This window comes from Leeia aquatica (genome assembly GCF_012641365.1).
GTDB classification, from domain to species: domain Bacteria; phylum Pseudomonadota; class Gammaproteobacteria; order Burkholderiales; family Leeiaceae; genus Leeia; species Leeia aquatica.
In genome coordinates, this window is sequence record NZ_JABAIM010000002.1 from 1 (window position 1) to 15,622 (window position 15,622).

A 15,622-nucleotide genomic window follows, 5' to 3' on the forward strand; every position below is an offset into this window, starting at 1 on the left:
CACACTTATCGGCTGTTTATTTGTTAAAGAGCAGTTGCAACCAACTTCAGACTTCGCTAAACTCAGCAGCTTTTCGCTTCGTTTCGTCGTCTGCGTCAGCAGCAGAGATGCGAACTATACGCACACCAGCATCAACCGTCAACACCCCAACACGCACTTTTTGCAGCACCCCACCACCAAACCAAGACAAACCATTGATGCGGCAGCGTTTATTCAGCAAAAGTTTTTTGCGGCTTCACGGCTTTTCCTCTGCAAAACGTGCTGTGCGGCCAATCCTCACTGGGAATTCGGCCTCAGGAATGCGCCTTTTGTCTTGGGAAAAGCTCCCAAATCACCCCTCAAGGCTTCTTTCCTGACCCTACATACAACAACACCGCCCGAAGGCGGTGTTGTTTTAATCAAAGCGCATCAACTCTCAAGTACGGGTAATGGTGACGCCACCATCGACCGCCATGGCGGCACCGGTTATGAAACTGGATGCATCCGAGGCAAGATAGAGCGCAGCCTGGGCAATTTCTTCCGGCCGAGCCATTCGCTTTAAAGCATGCAAACCCGCGACGAATGCTTTTGCCTCCGGTGTATTGGCAACCGCTTGGCCCATCGGGGTATCTGTACCGCCGGCAAGGATGGCATTGGCACGTATACCAACAGGCCCCAGTTCCGCAGCCAGCACCCGGGTTAGCCCAACGATACCCGCTTTTGCTGCCGCATAAGCGGCCATCCCGGGGAAACCGATGTGATGGCCCACAAAGGTGGAGGTAAAGATCAAAGCTCCCTTCCCTCGCTGTTGCATGGCCGGGATCTGGTATTTAGCACAAAGGAAGGCGCTGGAGAGGTTGGCATTCAGGGTATCGTGCCAGCCTGATTGACTGATGCTCTGGACCGGTCCCATTGCGCCCAATGCACCTGCATTGTTGAATGCCACATCCAGCCCACCAAAACACGTTACCGCAGTGTCAACCAATCGTGCCGCAGTCTCTTCTTCCGTAATGTCGCCCGCGACGGCAACCGCCTCCCCATGCTGCTGCGTAATCGCTTTCGCCAATTCGTCCAGCTCGGCCTGTCGGCGGGCGTTGATCACCAGTTTGGCCCCTTCCTGGGCGAACAGCATGGCCGCTGCGCGCCCGATACCGGAACTGGCTCCAGTGATGATGACGACTTTTCCGTCTAATTGCCCCACTTCAACCTCCGTCTTTAAATCATGTCATGGAGGTTGCAGTCTAGGGGCAGCCCTGACAGCAGGGCATTCCGCTTCTTGCTGGATTAGCGACGTTCCAGGCCTTATTGCCGGAGCGCAATCCAGCAGGACGTTGCAGGTTAAACGGTGCCGCCGACGGTCAAACCATCAATGCGCAGGGTGGGCTGACCGACCCCCACCGGCACACTCTGCCCTTCCTTGCCGCAGACGCCCACGCCGGTATCCAGCTGCATGTCGTTACCGATCATGGAGATGCGGTTCATGGCCTCCGGGCCATTGCCGATCAAGGTTGCGCCTTTGACCGGGTAAGCCAGTTTGCCGTTTTCGATCTTCCAGGCTTCGTTGGCCGAGAACACGAACTTGCCACTGGTAATATCGACCTGCCCACCGCCAAAGTTGACCGCATAGAGGCCGTCCTTGACTGAGGCGATGATTTCCTCTGCCGGGGTGTGGCCTGCCAGCATATAGGTATTGGTCATGCGCGGCATGGGTAGGTGAGCATAGGACTCGCGGCGACCATTGCCGGTGGCTGCTACACCCATCAGGCGGGCATTCAGGGTGTCCTGGATGTAGCCTTTAAGAATACCGTCCTCAATCAAGGTGGTGCACTGCGTCGGGGTACCTTCGTCGTCGATGGAGAGCGAACCACGGCGCTGCGCCAGCGTGCCATCGTCAACGACAGTCACCCCTTTGGCGGCAACCTGCTGACCAATGCGGCCGGAGAAGGCGGAGCTGCCTTTGCGGTTGAAATCGCCTTCCAAGCCATGCCCAACGGCCTCGTGCAGCAGCACACCGGGCCAGCCCGGTCCCAGCACCACCGTCATCTGTCCTGCAGGCGCAGGGCGGGCATCGAGGTTGGTGATGGCTTCTTTGACTGCACGGCTGGCATAGCCCTGCAAGACTTCGTCTGTAAACCAGGCAAAATCAAAACGGCCACCCCCACCGGCGCTGGCCTGCTCGCGCCGACCATTCTGCTCGACGATCACCTGGATATTGACCCGTACCAGAGGGCGAACATCGCCAGCACGAACGCCATCGGCGCGCGCCACATAGACCACATCGTACTCAGCGGCCATGCTGGCCATCACTTGCTTGACGCGGGGATCCAGCGCGCGCGCCATCTGTTCCAGGCGCTCCAGCAGGGCTACCTTCTCCGCCGCCTCCAGGCTGACAATCGGATCCAGTGGCAGATACAGACCTCGCCCGGACTGGCGGAACAGCTGCGGCGCAATCTTGCTTTGACCGTGCCGGGCAATGGCACGTGTCGCCTGAGCAGCCTGACGCAATGCCGGCAGGCTGATTTCATCGGAATAGGCGAAGGCGGTCTTGTCGCCACTCACCACCCGCACGCCTACCCCTTGGTCGATGCTATAGCTGCCCGCCTTGACGATGCCCTCGTCCAGCGACCAGCCTTCAGAGCGGGTGTACTGAAAGTAGAGGTCGGCGTAGTCGGCATCATGACTCATGATGTCCGCAAACACGTGCTCCAGCGCCGATTCATCCAGCTGGTTGGGGTGCAGCAGTTGTGCCGCAGCATGTTCAATCAGGTCCGCTGGCGTATGCGTAGCAGCAAGGCTCATGGTTACAGTATCCATTACATTAAGTTTGATGTGGCTCAGCCCAGCACCCGATGGGCCAGCGCAGGCAAATTGCTGCGGACCTCTTCCAGACGTTCCGGGTTCAGTGTGGCAAGCGCCATGCCCTCGCCCTCTTCCCACAAGGCCAGTACCTCGCCCCAAGGGTCAATCACCATGCTGTGTCCAAAGGTTTCACGCCCGTTCTGATGCAGGCCACCCTGCCCGGATGCAATCACGAAACACTGGTTCTCAATGGCTCGGGCGCGCAGCAAGACCTCCCAATGTTTCTGCCCGGTGGTGCGGGTAAAGGCTGCCGGAACAATCAGGATGTCGATGCGCCCCATCTGGCGGAACAGCTCAGGAAAACGGATATCGTAGCAGATGGCGAGCCCGATGCGGCCAAAGGGGGTATCCAGCACGGTTACTGCGTCACCGGCTTCAATACTGCTGGATTCATTGTAGGACTCAGCCCCCTTCTGAAAACCAAACAGGTGAATCTTGTCGTAGCGGCAGACCTGCTCGCCCTGCGCATTGAACACCAGCAGACTGTTACGCACCTTGTCCGGGTGGCTGGACTGCAGCGGCAAGGTGCCTGCTGCCAGCCAGACCTTGCATTCACGGGCCAGCTCTGCGCAGAACGTCTGCATCCGGCCCTGCCCTGCAGGTTCGGCAATATGCACCTTGTCCTGATCATGCTGCCCCATCAGTACAAAGTACTCCGGCAACACCACCAGCTGTGCGCCTAGGGCCGCTGCCTGGCGTACCAGACGGGCAGCCGCAGCCAGATTACCCTCTACGTCGGTTCCCGCCACCATCTGGATACTGGCGACACTGCAGCGTTGCGTCATGCTCATGGACATCCTCGTATTCATTGTCTGGCGGCCCATGCCACCTTATTTACTGGTAACCGGCTTATCAGTCTTTTGCCCATCGCCAGTCTTGACCACATTGGGATTACTCCACGGGCCGGTCACATCATATTCAAACGCCACCATCTGGCCGATGGGGTCGCGCAGGATCTTTTGCAACAGGAAGGCCGCCAGACCCGCCACCGGGTTGGACAAAGCCAGACCCGCAGCCACCGATACGCTATCCCCCACCACCGGCACCACCCGTACATGCAAGGTCTGGGTTTCCCGTACCAGATCAATATCGCCACGCAGCACCACACCCGCGACCGGGCTGGTCAACTTGAAGTCATCCGTGTGCATCACACCTTGCTGTACGCGAGCTGATGCCGTGATTTCATCAAAGCCCAAACCGTCACTGAACACATCACGGAAGTCCAGCGCGATCCGCCGAGGCAGCGCCTGCAGCGACAGCACGCCCAGCAGTCGCCCGGCACCGGGGTCCAGCTTGACGAACTGCCCCTCCCTGGCCTGCAAGGTCAGCTTGCCCGCCAGGGTCGGAATATTCGGCTCGAACGGGCTGCCCGCCCAGGCCAGTTGCCCTTCCAGCACCGCTTTGCCGCGTTTGAGCGTATTGGGGTAGCCCAGCCGGTCCAGCAAAGCGCCCGCGTCCGACGTGTCAATCTTCAGATTGATCTTCAGGACGGAATTGGGCGCATTATCCTGCCACTGGCCATCCATGCTCAACACCGCTTCCGGCACGGTCAGGCGTACCTGCTGCAAGCGCCAGTCCTCACCGTCCGGCCGCGCCAGCGCCTTCAGTTCCCCGAGCTGCTTATCGCCATATTGAAACTGGGCCACTTCAATGTCCAGCGCCGGGGGCTGCCTGGACTTCTTACCTTCTGACAAACCCTTGGTCACTGTATCCTGCTGCTTTGGCAATGCCAGCCGCTTGAGGCGCGCCACCACCAAGCCGTCCTTTTCCGGCAGCCAGTCCACCCGACCTTCCAGCTCACGGGCGCTGACCTGTGCGGTCCAGCGCGGCGACTCCTGCTTGGGTCCGTAACGTGTCTGGCTAGCCTTGACCTGCACGTCGTGCCAGATACGGCCTGCCGCCTCCAACTCGGTCACACCCGCCTGCACCTGCTGCACCGGCAAGCTGCTACCAGAGGGCTCCGCTTGAAGCAGCTCAATCCAGGCATCCATATCCAGCCTGGCCAGATTACCCATCACCGTCAGGCCAGGCGTCGCATGTAATTCAGGCACCCCGCTCACCTTGCCCAATTGAATGCTGGCGCGTTCCAGCTTGCCATCCTGTTGTCGCATACTGGCGGCAAGCAGCGTCCCCAGACGGATATTCCAGCGGGTGGCGTCATCATTCATCGGTAGCCGCTCCAGCTGCAGCGGCAAACTCTCTGCTGCAGCTTTACGCATTGGTTGAGGCAAATCAATGGCAAGCCCTTGCAAGGTGCTGCTGATACGCACATCGGTACGGCGCTTGTTCAGGGCAATCAGGGCTTGCCAGTCGGTCTCACCCTGCAAGGCATGCTCGAATGGCAGCTCAAACTGCTGGCGCAAGGCTGCCGCACCGGCACGACCACTGCCGGACAAGCGCACCGTGCCACTTGCATCGGTATTGGCCACAAAGCTGGCGGGATGGCCCAATACCATGGCCCGCCCGCCCTGCAGGCCAAACGTTTTTTCGGTAAACAGCAAGGTCCCTTCGGCGCGGTCAATCACCGGAATGGACGGGTTGATCTGCAGCCGGTTGTTCTGGAAGCGCAAGGCCCCATTGACACTGGTATCCACCGCGTGGCGAAGCGGCACCTTGATCTGCAGCTGCAAGGTGGCATCGCCTTTCGCCACTGCATCATCCAGCAAATCGCCCACCACTTCTTTCACCGGGCTTTTTTGCGCGTAATCCAGATACGCGGCCATCGGCCCATTCACCGTACCCTCTACGGTCAGCAGCTCGGCATGTGACAGCGCCCCGATTTTGGCCTCAGCCTGCTGCACCTGGGTACCCATGATGCGCGCCTGGCGGGCACGCACCGTCATCACGTCGCCGAGGAATTCTATTTCCCCCTGAATCTGCTCCACCTTCGGCCAGGACGGGTTGAACTGCATCAGCACGTTTTCGGCACGGGCTGTAATGTGGAACAGGCCTTTTTTCTTGTCGAAAGGAAACTCATCCAGCCGCCCGGTCAACTGCAGGCGGCCGTCCACCCCACGTCCTTGCAGCAGGCTGGCCTTCAGCCAGTGGCGCGCATCCTCCGCCGTCACCAGTGGCAGATATTTCCACACGGCGTTGGCCTCGCCCCGCGCCAGCTCACCACGCAAATCGATCCAGCCCGAACCCTTGGCTTCCGTGCGGTACTGCCCATGGAACACCCCTTCCAGGTCCGGGCTGCTGAGCTGCAACCGGTCGAGCTGCACGGACCACTGCCCATCCGGCTGCCGCAACCAGCCTGCGTTCAGCTGCAAACGATCAATAGGTAAAGGCACTTCAAACACACCCGGCAACGCAAGCGACTGCTTGCCACTCTGCAAGGCCAGTTCACCCTGGTTTTCCGTAATGCGGATTCGCCCATTCAGATGATCCACACCGGGGACCCCGCGCCAGGCACTGATACCCAGGTCGTCCAGCTGGGCATCCGCCGAGTAATGCGCAGGGCGACCGCTGCCCTGCCAGGCCAGCTTCACGTCTTTCAGCGCGCCACGCGGGGAGAGCCCATTGAGCCAGTCTGGCAGGGGCGCGGGTAACGGGAAGTAAGCCGCAAGACGGGCAAACGGGCTGAGCGGCAGCGCCACTGCGGTCAGCGTGCCCCCTTTGATACTGCGCGGCCCATCACGCAGCAGCGTCAGGTCCAGCGACAAGGGCGGCAGGCTGGTGCCATCCCGTAAATCAAAGCGCAGGTCATTGGTCTTGACTTGCAAGCGATCTGTCGCCAGCGCCCAATACACGCGCCCGCTCAATTGACGCAGGGCCAGCTCAGGGGTGGTCTCCGCCATGCGCAAGCGCACATCACGCAAGGCGACATCAACCGTGGCGTCTGCCACCCGCCCTTGATTGAGTTTCAACCAGACCTGCACCCCGCCACGCCCCTGGCTGGGTACCCCCTGCGGCAGCTCGCTAACAGGCAGCCAGGTACGCAGCCGCGCCATATCCACATAGTCTTGCCGCAGGTACAGCTGGCCGGTCCAGTCTTGCCAGTCCTGTACACGCTCCCCTTGCAGATTGGCACGAAAATCCAGCTCTGACGCCAGATCTGCCGGTGGTGTGCCCCTCACCGCGAGTCGATGACGGCCCAGACGGTTCAACAATGTGACGTCCAGCTTGCTCAGGGTAATGGGGGGGGTGTTCCGTAGCTCATCAATCCAGCTCAGCTGCGCGTCCTCAATCCGGATACGCCCCTGCTTGAGCAGCCAGTCTGGAAACGCATTATCGGGTGTGCTTTTGGATCGATTCAGCGGCAAACCGGCAAGGTAGATCACGCCATCGCGGCTACGACGGAAATCCAGCGCCGGTTGCTCGACGCGCATGTCAGCAAAACGAATCTCGCCGCTCAGCAGCGACCACCACGACAAGGTGGTATCCACCCGCTTCAGCTGAATGGCCGGGCGTTGCTGCGGGTCCAGCATGCGAAAGCCATGCACCACCAGCGTGGGGTTCAGGCCCTGCCACTCCCCTTCCAGCCGGTCCAGTTGAACCGGAATGCCGATAGACGCCGTCAGCTTGTCGGCAATCCACGGGCGGTAATCATCAATATGCGGCAGCAACCAGTAGCGTAAACCGCCGATCAGCGCAAACAGCAGGAATACCAGCAGCAATAGCAGACGCCACAACCAGCGCCCGTGCCAGCGCAGCACCCGCTGTGGCAGGCGATGCCAGCCCCGCCGGTGCATGACGGCAGGCAGCTCCGTCTCGGCAGGCTCGGTGGGCAAGGTTTCGGGCAGCGAAGTCAAAATCAGGTCAATTCAAGTCACGTCGGTCAAGCCCGCTCAGGAACACCCCGATCCAGGCAGGGCGCAAGCTTATCATTCTTTTGGCTTTCGTCGGCGCGCAATGGTTCCCGGCTGACCAATCGCCCAGTGCGCGCTACACTGCTGCCTGAAGACCCCAATCATAGAGCAATCATGCACACGGATACCATGCTGCAGCAAGCCGCCCAGGTCAGCCACTATGTTCAGCGCTTGCTTCAATCCCGCCCGGAGCGGGTTGAGCAAGTCAGCCCAGCCTTGTTGCACCCGCTCAGTCGCACACAATTGGAACACTGGTGGGGTCCGACCGATCCCCAGGATGACACCCAGCTGGCGCAAGCCCTGCGCCAGCTGCGCCAGCAAGCCATGCTGGCGCTGATTACAAGGGATGTTGCAGGGCTGGCAGACCTGGATGAAGTGGTGCAGTTTGTCAGCCAGCTGGCTGACTTTGTCGTGCAAACCGCCTACCGCTTTCACTATCAAGCGCTGGTCAGTACCCATGGCGAGCCCATGGGCGAAGAAAGTGGCGAACCCCAAGCCTTGAGCATCGTCGGAATGGGCAAGCTGGGCGGCGAAGAGCTGAATGTATCCAGCGACATCGACCTGATTTTCATCTACCCGGAGGATGGCGAAACTCAGGGGCCGCGCCGCTTGGGCAACCATGAGTTTTTCACCCGCCTGGGCCAACGCCTTATCCGCAGCCTGCATGATGTCACCGCGGATGGCTTTGTGTTCCGGGTCGACATGCGCCTGCGCCCGCATGGTGAAAGCGGGCCACTGGTGGCCAGCCACGCCATGCTGGAGAATTACCTGATTACCCAGGGACGTGAATGGGAACGCTATGCCTGGATGAAAGCCCGCGTGATTACCGGTGAATCCGCCGGGCTGATGTCGCTGGTACGCCCCTTCGTCTACCGGAAATACCTCGATTATGGTGCCTATGCGGCCATCCGCGACCTGCACGCGCAAATCCGCCGGGAAGTGTCCCGACGTGACAAGGAAGACGACATCAAGCTGGGGCCGGGTGGCATCCGCGAGATCGAATTCATCGCCCAGATTTTCCAGCTGATTCGGGGTGGCCGAGCACCGCGTTTGCAGCTGCGGGGCACGCGCGCTGCGCTGCGCGAAATCGCCACACTCAACCTGCTGCCTGCCGAAGCGGTGGAGGAACTACTGTCTGCCTATGATTTTCTGCGACGGCTGGAGCACCGGCTGCAGTATCTGGATGACCAGCAGACCCAGCGCCTGCCCACCAGTGAGGCCGCGCAAGCGATGGTCACCCAGGCCATGCGCTTGCCGGACTACGCCAGCCTGCTGCAGCAACTGGAGCAACACCGGCAAGCGGTCACCCGCCGTTTCGAGCAGGTGTTCATAGCACCAGTGGAAGGACGCGATCACCCGCTGGACCCGATCTGGCTGGAAGTGGATAACCCGGAGCAAACGCTACCTCGCCTGGCAGAGCTGGGCTTTGCCGAGCCTGCAACGGTACTCAATCTGCTGGCACAGCTCAAGAGCGGCAACCGCTACCAGTCGCTGCCGGAAAACTGCCGTCGCCGGCTGGACTGGCTGGTGCCTCCGCTGCTGGCTGCAGCCGCCCGCCAGCCGCAGCCAGACAAAACGCTGGGGCGCTTACTGCACTTGCTGGAAGTGATTAGCCGCCGCGAGTCCTATCTCGCCCTGTTGGTCGAGCATCCGCAAGCCCTGCAGAAGCTGGCAACCCTCTACGCTGCCAGCCCGTGGGTGTCGGAGTATCTGACCCGCCATCCCATCCTGCTCGATGAGTTGCTGGACGTGCGGGTGCTGTACACCCCGCCCGAGCGCAGCGCATTGGCCAGCGAGCTGGCGGCACGGCTGGCCGAGCACCCCGGCGATACCGAACAGCTGATGAACGTGCTGCGTGATGTGCATCACACCCAGGTGTTCCGGCTGGTGGCGCAGGACCTGGCCGGGATGCACACGGTAGAAGCGCTGGGTGACTATCTCTCCGATCTGGCCGATTTATTGCTGGCCGCCTGCATTCCCTTGTGTTGGCAGGATATCCGTCAGCGCCATTGTGAGGCACCCCGCTTCGCGGTGGTGGGTTACGGCAAGCTGGGCGGCAAGGAGCTGGGCTACGCGACCGACCTTGACCTGATCTTCCTCTACGATGACCCGCATCCGGACGCCAGCGAAAACTACGCCCGACTGGCCAAGCGGCTCTCGTCCTGGCTCAGCACCCCCACCCCGTCCGGTTATGTCTACGAACTGGACCTGCGGCTGCGCCCCAATGGGGAGAGCGGGCTGCTGGTGTCAACGGTCGAAGCCTTCACCGAATACCAGATGCAGCATGCCTGGATCTGGGAGCACCAGGCGCTGACCCGTGCCCGCTACATTACCGGTGATGCCGACATTGGCCAGCAGTTCGAGCAGGTCAAGCAAGCGGTACTGGCCCGTCCGCGCGAGACGGCCAGCTTGCGCCAGGCCGTGCTCGACATGCGTGACAAGATGCACCACGCCCATCCGCCGCATGCGGGTGAGTTCGACGTCAAGCATGATGAAGGGGGGCTGATTGATGTGGAATTCTGCGTGCAGTATCTGGTACTGGCCCACGCCGCCCGTTACCCGGAGTTGACCCGCAACAGTGGCAACATCGCACTGCTCAAGGCAGCCGGTGAGTATGGACTGATCCCGCCCGCCATTGCTGATGCCGCACGCGACGCCTACCGCCAGCTGCGCCATCAGCAGCATGTGCTGCGACTGGGGGGGCAACCTCACAACCGCGTTCCTGGCCCTCTGCGACAGGCCGAACGCGAGGCCGTGCTGGCGCTGTGGCAAGCGGTGTTTGAGCAAACCCGCTGACCGTCGGCTTACCGGCGGGCGTGAAAACGGATACAATCAAGACTTTCGCTTGAGCCTGGCAAACGATCAGGCAAGGCATCTGCAACAATCAGGAGACTTTGAAACATGTCGATGGCGGATCGTGACGGCTGGATTTGGTACGACGGCAAACTGGTACCGTGGCGGGATGCCACTACCCATGTGCTGACCCACACCCTGCACTACGGCATGGGCGTGTTTGAAGGCGTGCGCGCCTACAAAACCGACCGTGGCCCGGCCATTTTCCGCCTGAAAGAACACACCGAGCGCCTGCTGAACTCGGCCAAGATCCTCGGCATGAAAGTCCCCTTTGACATCCAGACCCTGATGGATGCGCAGGTCTCGGTGATCCGCAACAACAATCTGGACAGCGCCTACCTGCGCCCGTTTGCCTTCTATGGCTCGGAAGCCCTGGGCATTTCAGCCAAGACCTTGTCAGTACACGTGGCCGTCGCCGCCTGGACCTGGGGTGCCTATCTGGGCGCGGAAGCGCTGGAAAAAGGCATCCGTATCAAGACCTCCAGCTTCACCCGCCACCACGTAAACGTCACCATGTGCAAGGCGAAGACATCGGGCAACTATGTCAACTCCATTCTGGCCTTCCAGGAAGCCAGCAGCCAGGGTTACGACGAAGCCCTGCTGCTGGATGTGGATGGCTTCGTGGCAGAAGGTTCGGGTGAGAACATCTTCATCATCCGCAAGGGCAAGATGTACACCCCGGACCTGACCTCGGCTCTGGAAGGCATCACCCGTGACACGGTGGTACAGCTGGCCAATGAAATCGGCCTGACCGTGGTGGAAAAGCGCATTACCCGTGATGAAGTCTACACCGCCGATGAAGCTTTCTTTACCGGTACGGCCGCAGAAATCACGCCCATCCGCGAGCTGGATGGCCGCCAGATCGGCGAAGGCAGTGCAGGCCCCATCACCAAGCAACTGCAGAAGATGTTCTTTGATGTGGTACAGGGCCGGGATGAGAAGCATCTCGACTGGCTGACTTTTGTAAAGTAATTGAGTGGGGGCAGCCGCCCCCTTTCAGGACGAGCGAACATGTCCCAATTGATTGAAAATACACAAAAAAGCATCGAAGTAACGGCAGATGACCTGCCCTTGCACTGCCCGATGCCTGACATGCAGAAGTGGAATGCCCATCCGCGCGTGTTCCTGCCGGTCGCCAAGACCGGCGAAGCCCGCTGCCCCTATTGCGGCACCCTGTACACCCTCAAGGGTGGTGCCTTGGCCGGTGGCCACCACTGAGCCGCGCTGTCGCCAGCCTTTCTGATTGAATCCATCGTGTACCGCATTCTGATTGTTGCACCGGCCTGGGTGGGTGACACGGTCCTCGCCCAGCCGCTGATGAAGCGGCTACACCAGCGCCATGGCCCGGAGCTGCAGCTGGACGTACTGGCCCCGGCCTGGACCCGCCCGCTGCTGTCTCGCATGCCTGAAGTCCACGCCAGCTTTGAAAACCCCTTTGTGCACGGTGACATCAAGTTCCGCTCACGCATGCGGCTGGGGCGCTCGCTGGCAGTGCAAGGCTATGACCAGGCCATCGTGCTGCCCAACTCCTTGAAGTCAGCCCTGGTGCCCTTCTTTGCCGGTATCCGCAAGCGCACCGGTTTCAAGGGCGAGCAGCGCTATGGTCTGCTCAACGACCTGCGCAAGCTGGACCCGGTCACCCTGCCCACCATGGCCGAGCGCTTTGTCTGGCTGGCGGAGGAGCCGGGGACACCACCGCTGGCAGAATCCGCTATGCCGCGCCCGCAGCTCAGCAGCAGCCGTGCGCAACAGTTGGCGACCCTGTCTGCCCTTGGGCTGCAGGATGAGACCCCGGCGCTGGCGCTCTGTCCTGGTGCAGAATTTGGCCCTGCCAAGCGATGGCCTGCTGCACATTTCGCGGATCTGGCCCGCCGTGCCCGTCAGGCGGGCTGGCAGGTCTGGTTGCTCGGCTCCAGCAAGGACAGCGAGGATGCCGAAGCCATTGTCCAGCAAGCGCCTGGTGCGCTCAACTTGTGCGGCAAGACCAGCCTGACCCAGGCCATTGACTTGCTGGCCCTGTCCAGCCAGGTGGTCAGCAATGATTCTGGCCTGATGCACATTGCCGCCGCGCTGGACCGCCCCTTGGTCGCCATCTATGGCTCCAGCAGCCCGGACTTTACCCCGCCACTGTCAGACAAGGCCAAGCTGGCCCACTTGGCTCTGGAGTGCAGCCCATGCTTCCAGCGCACCTGTCCGCTGGGGCATCTGCAATGCCTGACCGAACTACATCCGGACCGAATCTGGGAGAAGATGCACTGGCATCCCGCCCCCGTCACGGCCCCTAGCCCCGACAGTCTGACCGTACCGCATGCTTGATACTGCAGCCTCCCCGCAAGACATCGAAGACGCTTTCTATCATGCCCTCGAACACCGCGACCTCAGCGCCCTGACCGCACTGTGGGCCGATGATGAGCGCGCCTACTGCATCCTGCCGCTGGGGCAACGCCTGAATGGCTTGCAGGAGATCATGACCGGCTGGGAGTTGTTGTTTGGCCAGTCCCCCGACCTGCACATCCACCTGCACCAGCGCACGATGGTGCAGGACGGCCAGCTGGCCGTACACAGTGTGGTGCAACTGGTTCAAGTCATGAGCCAGGGCGAACAGCGCCACTGGATCACCGCCACCAATGTCTTCCTGCACACCGAGCGCGGCTGGCGCCTGCTGGCTCACCATGCCTCACCCAGTGTGGCCGAGCCGGATAGTTCACTGGTCTTGCACTGATGGCTCCCCCCTTAGCGTCCACGCTAAGCTACCGCGCCCCACGCTGGCTGTGTGGCAGCCACGCCCAGACCATCATCCCCGCGCTATGGGCCAGACGCCCGCAACCCGCGCTGGTGCGCACCTTGTGGACCACGCCAGACCAGGACCGCATCGCGCTCGACAGCCTCTACCGACTGGACGACACCCGCCCCATGCTGGTGTTGTTCCACGGGCTGGAAGGCAGCAGCCGCAGCAACTATGCAGCCCACCTGCTGCAAATGGCCGCCCGCCAGGGCTGGCAAGCCGTGGTGCCGCACTTTCGTGGCTGCGGGGGTATCGACAACCTGTTGCCACGGGCCTATCACGCCGGTGACAGCGCCGAAGTCGACTGGATTGTGCGCCGCCTGGCCAGCATTGCCCCTACCCGCCCCATCCTGCTGGCAGGTGTGTCACTCGGGGCTAACGCCATGCTGAAATGGCTGGGAGAACAGGGGACTGCTGTGCCGTCATCCGTGCGGGCTGCGGCCGCCATTTCAGCCCCCATGGACCTCGGGGCAGCGGGCGCCTGCCTTGATCAGGGCATCAACCGGCATTTCTATGCGCGGGAATTCCTGCGCACCCTGAAACCCAAAGTATTGTTCACCTTGCAGCGCCACCCACAATTGACAGCGTGGTTACAAGCCGGGCGTATTCAACAGATGCGTACCCTCAAGGCCTTTGACGACTACGTTACCGCGCCGATGCATGGCTTTGCGGGAGTGGAAGATTACTGGCGACGTGCCAGCAGCAAGCCGCTGTTGCCACAAATCACGATACCCACCCTGTTACTCAATGCCCGCAACGATCCCTTTATCCCGGCCAACAGTCTGCCTGCAGCCGATGAAGTCTCCCCTGCGGTGAAACGGTTGTTCCCGCAACAAGGGGGGCACGCCGGATTCTTGTCGGGCTCGTTGTTTCATGATCATAATAACTGGCTGCCACATTGCTTGTTGGCCCATTTTGGGCCTTTGCTGGGCAGCTTATCCCTGGAGCGTGGTTAGATGGCAAAATCCGGAGCAGAAATCTTCAAGGCCTACGACATCCGTGGCATCGTCGGCAAATCGCTGACTGAGGAGCGGGTGCGCCAGATCGGTCACGCCATCGGCAGTGAAGCCCGCGATCGCCAGGTCAAAACCATTGTCATCGGCCGCGATGGCCGCCTGTCAGGCCCGGCTTTTGCTGAAGCCCTGTCCCAGGGCATTCGTGCCAGTGGCATCCATGTGATCGACATCGGCCAGGTCGCTACCCCGGTCACCTACTTTGCGGCCCACCATCTGGAAACCGGCTCTGCGGTCATGATCACCGGCAGCCATAATCCACCGGAATACAATGGCCTGAAGATGATGCTGGCGGGTGAAACGCTGGCTGGCGATACCATCCAGCAGCTGCGCCTGCGTATCGAAGAAAATCGGCTGCATCAAGGTGAAGGCAGCTATCAGCAGCAAGATGTGCGTGAGGCCTACCTGCAGCGCATCACCAGCGACATCCGCCTGCAACGCCCGCTGAACATCATTGTGGATGCCGGCAATGGGGTGGCCGGTGCGCTGGCCCCGGTACTGTATCGCCGCATGGGTTGCCGCGTACGTGAATTGTTTTGCGAAGTGGATGGCCAGTTTCCTAACCATCACCCTGACCCGGCCAAGCCGGAAAATCTGGCCGACCTGATTGATGCCCTGCAGAAAACCGACGCCGAATTTGGTGTGGCTTTTGATGGTGATGGCGACCGCTTGGGGGTGGTCACCAAGTCTGGTCAGATCATTTTCCCGGACCGGCAGATGATGGTGTTTGCGGCCGATATCCTGGAGCGCCATCCCGGCAGCCAGATCATCTATGACGTCAAATCCACTGCCCTGCTGGCCAGCTGGGTTAAGGATCTGGGCGGCGAGCCTGTCATGTGGCGCACCGGGCATTCCTTCATGAAGGCCAAACTCAAGGAACTGGGTGCGCCGCTGGCCGGTGAAATGAGTGGTCACATCTTCTTCAAGGAACGCTGGTACGGCTTTGATGATGGCATCTACGCCGGCGCACGCCTGCTGGAAATCCTGTCGCGGGTCGATAACCCGAGCGCCTTGCTCGAAGCCCTGCCCAGCCAGCCATCCACGCCAGAGCTGCACGTCGACTGCGGCAAGGAAGGCGCGCAGCACAGCCTGATGGCCTCGCTGACCGAACGTGCCCGCTTTCATGGTGCCAAGGACATCGTCAAGATTGACGGCCTGCGCGTAGAGTACCCGGATGGTTTCGGTCTGGTCCGTGCCTCCAACACAACCCCGGTGCTTGTGCTACGCTTTGAAGGCAAGGACAGCAAATCACTCAAGCGCATTCAGCATGATTTCCGCCAGGCACTGCTGACGGTTCACCCGGAGCTGACCTTGCCCTTCTGACC

General features: G+C 61.0%; 11 protein-coding genes. 7 read left to right on the plus strand and 4 right to left on the minus strand.

Features of this window, described 5'->3' with window-relative positions; translation table 11 throughout:
- Positions 1-415: 415 nt before the first annotated feature.
- The 4 genes from HF682_RS09115 to HF682_RS09130 form a co-directional block, all read right to left on the minus strand.
- Positions 416-1,180 (minus strand): SDR family oxidoreductase, encoded by a 765-nt coding sequence (locus HF682_RS09115; protein ID WP_168876992.1) that lies wholly within the window; start codon positions 1,178-1,180, stop codon positions 416-418.
- Between the two features lie 137 nt (positions 1,181-1,317).
- Complete coding sequence (gene tldD / locus HF682_RS09120; protein ID WP_168876993.1) at positions 1,318-2,778, minus strand: metalloprotease TldD; 1,461 nt, start codon at positions 2,776-2,778, stop codon at positions 1,318-1,320.
- A gap of 35 nt (positions 2,779-2,813) precedes the next feature.
- Positions 2,814-3,623 carry a carbon-nitrogen hydrolase family protein gene (locus HF682_RS09125; protein ID WP_168877626.1) on the minus strand — a complete coding sequence of 270 codons (810 nt, stop codon included), beginning with the start codon at positions 3,621-3,623 and terminating at the stop codon, positions 2,814-2,816.
- Positions 3,624-3,668: 45 nt separating this feature from the next.
- A complete protein-coding gene (locus tag HF682_RS09130) occupies positions 3,669-7,589 on the minus strand; it encodes a YhdP family protein (RefSeq protein WP_168876994.1) in 3,921 nt (1,306 codons plus the stop codon).
- 171 nt (positions 7,590-7,760) lie between these two features.
- On the opposite strand from HF682_RS09130, the gene glnE reads away from it, so the two are divergent.
- The 7 genes from glnE to HF682_RS09165 all read left to right on the plus strand — a co-directional run bounded on the left by glnE (position 7,761) and on the right by HF682_RS09165 (position 15,620).
- Positions 7,761-10,442 carry a bifunctional [glutamate--ammonia ligase]-adenylyl-L-tyrosine phosphorylase/[glutamate--ammonia-ligase] adenylyltransferase gene (gene glnE / locus HF682_RS09135; protein WP_168876995.1) on the plus strand — a complete coding sequence of 894 codons (2,682 nt, stop codon included), beginning with the start codon at positions 7,761-7,763 and terminating at the stop codon, positions 10,440-10,442.
- Between the two features lie 105 nt (positions 10,443-10,547).
- Positions 10,548-11,471 carry a branched-chain amino acid transaminase gene (locus tag HF682_RS09140; RefSeq protein ID WP_168876996.1) on the plus strand — a complete coding sequence of 308 codons (924 nt, stop codon included), beginning with the start codon at positions 10,548-10,550 and terminating at the stop codon, positions 11,469-11,471.
- Between the two features lie 39 nt (positions 11,472-11,510).
- Entirely contained in the window at positions 11,511-11,717 is a 207-nt protein-coding gene (locus HF682_RS09145) for a zinc-finger domain-containing protein (RefSeq protein WP_168876997.1), read from the plus strand.
- Between the two features lie 36 nt (positions 11,718-11,753).
- Positions 11,754-12,815 carry a lipopolysaccharide heptosyltransferase II gene (gene waaF, locus HF682_RS09150; RefSeq protein ID WP_168876998.1) on the plus strand — a complete coding sequence of 354 codons (1,062 nt, stop codon included), beginning with the start codon at positions 11,754-11,756 and terminating at the stop codon, positions 12,813-12,815.
- Positions 12,808-13,221 carry a YybH family protein gene (locus HF682_RS09155; RefSeq protein ID WP_168876999.1) on the plus strand — a complete coding sequence of 138 codons (414 nt, stop codon included), beginning with the start codon at positions 12,808-12,810 and terminating at the stop codon, positions 13,219-13,221. Before waaF ends, HF682_RS09155 begins: the two co-directional genes overlap by 8 nt.
- Positions 13,221-14,240 carry a YheT family hydrolase gene (locus HF682_RS09160; RefSeq protein WP_168877000.1) on the plus strand — a complete coding sequence of 340 codons (1,020 nt, stop codon included), beginning with the start codon at positions 13,221-13,223 and terminating at the stop codon, positions 14,238-14,240. The genes HF682_RS09155 and HF682_RS09160 overlap by 1 nt, the downstream gene beginning before the upstream one ends.
- Positions 14,241-15,620 carry a phosphomannomutase/phosphoglucomutase gene (locus tag HF682_RS09165; protein ID WP_168877001.1) on the plus strand — a complete coding sequence of 460 codons (1,380 nt, stop codon included), beginning with the start codon at positions 14,241-14,243 and terminating at the stop codon, positions 15,618-15,620.
- The last annotated feature ends 2 nt before the right edge of the window (positions 15,621-15,622 follow it).

Bases quoted from the DNA above. Each gene is read 5' to 3' on its own strand.
- tldD (WP_168876993.1), bottom strand. From the start codon at position 2,778: ATGAGCCTTGCTGCTACGCATACGCCAGCGGACCTGATTGAACATGCT.
- HF682_RS09125 (WP_168877626.1), bottom strand. From the start codon at position 3,623: ATGACGCAACGCTGCAGTGTCGCCAGTATCCAGATGGTGGCGGGAACC.
- glnE (WP_168876995.1), top strand. From the start codon at position 7,761: ATGCACACGGATACCATGCTGCAGCAAGCCGCCCAGGTCAGCCACTAT.
- HF682_RS09140 (WP_168876996.1), top strand. From the start codon at position 10,548: ATGTCGATGGCGGATCGTGACGGCTGGATTTGGTACGACGGCAAACTG.
- HF682_RS09145 (WP_168876997.1), top strand. From the start codon at position 11,511: ATGTCCCAATTGATTGAAAATACACAAAAAAGCATCGAAGTAACGGCA.
- HF682_RS09155 (WP_168876999.1), top strand. From the start codon at position 12,808: ATGCTTGATACTGCAGCCTCCCCGCAAGACATCGAAGACGCTTTCTAT.
- HF682_RS09160 (WP_168877000.1), top strand. From the start codon at position 13,221: ATGGCTCCCCCCTTAGCGTCCACGCTAAGCTACCGCGCCCCACGCTGG.
- HF682_RS09165 (WP_168877001.1), top strand. From the start codon at position 14,241: ATGGCAAAATCCGGAGCAGAAATCTTCAAGGCCTACGACATCCGTGGC.